The sequence below is a fragment of the Acidovorax sp. KPB24-03 genome (genome assembly GCF_057546605.1).
This window is the reverse complement of record NZ_BAAJYR010000816.1, coordinates 1-822: the sequence shown is the minus strand read 5'-3', so window position 1 is coordinate 822 and position 822 is coordinate 1. Positions and strand designations below refer to the sequence as shown.

Sequence of the window (822 nt, the reverse complement as noted above, 5' to 3'; positions counted from 1 at the left end):
CCCGGGCGTGTCGGGGCCCCGAGCCCCTCCGGGGCCCGGCCCGCCCCCAGCCCTGCCCAGAAGGCCCTGCGCAAGCTGGGGCTGGTGCGCGACATCGACCTGGCCCTGCACCTGCCCCTGCGCTACGAGGACGAAACCCGCATCACCTCCCTGCGCAGCGCCCGGGACGGCGACACCGTGCAGATCGAGGCCACCGTCGTCTCCAGCGAGGTGCAGCTGCGCCCCCGCCGCCAACTGCTGGTGCAGGTGGACGACGGCACCGGCACGTGCGAACTGCGGTTCTTCAGCTTCTACCCCTCCCACCAGAAGACCCTGGCCGTGGGCGCGCGCCTGCGCATTCGGGGCGAGGTCAAGGGCGGCTTCTGGGGCCGGCAGATGCTGCACCCGGCCTTTCGCACGGCCAGCGGCGACCTGCCGGCCGCGCTCACCCCGGTCTACCCGACCGTCGCGCAACTGCCCCAGGCCTACCTGCGCCGCGCCATCGTGAGCGCCCTGCAGCGCGTGGAGCTGTCCGAGACGCTGCCGCCCGGCGTGGAGCCGCCGGTGGACCGCGTGCATGGCCAAAACGGCCTGGCGCCGGGGTGGAATCTGCGGCAGGCGCTCACTTTTTTGCACCACCCGGCGCCGGACGTGGCCATCGCCACCCTGGAGGACCACAGCCACCCCGCCTGGCAGCGGCTCAAGGCCGAGGAACTGCTGGCCCAGCAGCTGTCGCAGCAGCAGTCCAAGCGCGAACGGGCCCGGCTGCGCGCGCCGGTGCTGCAGGCACCGCCGCCCGGCGACGGCGGCCTGACGCTGGCCGAACAGCTGCTGGCCGTGCTG

Annotated in this window: 1 pseudogene; it reads left to right on the top strand. The window is 74.1% G+C overall.

Annotated elements, in window-relative coordinates:
* Positions 1-822, top strand: a pseudogene (locus AC27KI_RS26195) (ATP-dependent DNA helicase RecG); the annotation flags it as partial.